Annotated in this window: 1 protein-coding gene; it reads left to right on the top strand. The window is 71.1% G+C overall.

The window, feature by feature from the left end; translation table 11 throughout:
• Positions 1–26: 26 nt before the first annotated feature.
• Positions 27–1,495: calcium-binding protein (locus Q4I23_RS32600; protein ID WP_498528989.1), on the top strand; the 1,469-nt coding region annotated here is incomplete at its 3' end.

The following is a 1,495-nucleotide window of genomic DNA, read 5'->3' on the forward strand; positions in this document are numbered from 1 at the left end:
GCGTATAATCGTCGGCAGCGTCAGATGTGTATAAGAGACAGCTCTATGGCGGGGCGGGCGACGACACGCTGCTGGGGGGCGGCAACGAGGACCTTCTGGACGGCGGCAGCGGCGATGACCACATCATCGCGGGAACCGGCAACGACAGCATCCGCGGCGGTGCCGGCAGCGACTGGATCGACTCTGGAGAGAACGACGACACCATCGACGCGGGCAGCGGAAACGACCTCGTCCTTGCGGGCGGCGGCGCGGACCGCATCACCGTGGGCGATGGCGACGACACGGTCTATGGCGACGGCGGCGGCGACCATGTGGACGGCGGCGACGGCAACGACGTTCTGTATGGCGGCGAGGGCGACGACACGCTGCTGGGCGGCGCCGGGAACGACCGGCTGGGCGAGGGCGGCTCCTACTGGAGCAACGACCACTACGACGGTGGGGATGGCGACGACACGCTGGAGGGCGGCTTCGGCAGCGACACGCTGATCGGAGGGGCGGGCAACGACAGCCTCAGCGTCGGCGACGACTACAACGGCGACCTTCTGGACGGCGGGGACGGCGACGACACCCTGATCGGCGGAATGGGCGACGACACGCTGATCGGCGGCGACGGCGACGACGTGCTGTCCGGCGGCGGCGGGCACAACGTCCTGATCGGTAGCGACGGCATCGACACCGTCGATTTCGGGGCGGGCTCCGGCCCCATCGCCGTGGACCTCTCCAACGGGGGCGTGCAGCACGGCGGCTGGATGAGCGGCAGCCTGTCCGGGATCGAGAATGTCCGGGGCGGAGCGGGCAACGACACGCTGATCGGCGACGCGGGCGACAACCAGTTCTCCGGCGGGGCCGGCGACGACAGCCTGGACGGAGCCGCCGGGAACGACAGCCTGGAGGGCGGCACCGGTGCCGACACGCTGATCGGCGGCGAGGGCACCGACACCGTCGCCTACAGCGGATCGGCCAGCGGCGTCACGGTCGATCTGGCCGCGGGCACCGGGTCCGGCGGCGACGCCGAGGGCGACCGGATCAGCGGGGTCGAGGACATCATCGGCTCCAGCCACGACGACCGCCTGACCGGCGACGGCGGCGCCAACCGCATCGACGGTGATGCTGGCGACGACACGCTGGCCGGCGGGGCCGGGGCCGACACGCTGATCGGTGGCGAGGGCACCGACACCGCGGACTATTCGGCCTCTCCGGAGGCGGTGACCGTCGATCTCGACGCCGGAACGGGCCATGGCGGCGATGCGGAGGGGGATATCCTCACCGGCATCGAGAATGTCATCGGCTCCGCCTTCGGCGACCGTCTGACCGGCAACGGCGGCGGCAACCGGCTCGACGGCGGCGCCGGCGACGACACTCTGGCCGGCGGCGCCGGGGCGGACACGCTGGTCGGCGGCGAGGGCACCGACACCGCGGATTATTCGGCCTCGGCGGCGGCGGTCACCGTCAACCCTGTCTCTTATACACATCTCCGAGCCCACGAGACTATAAC

This window comes from Azospirillum sp. UFLA03-27, from assembly GCF_059803775.1.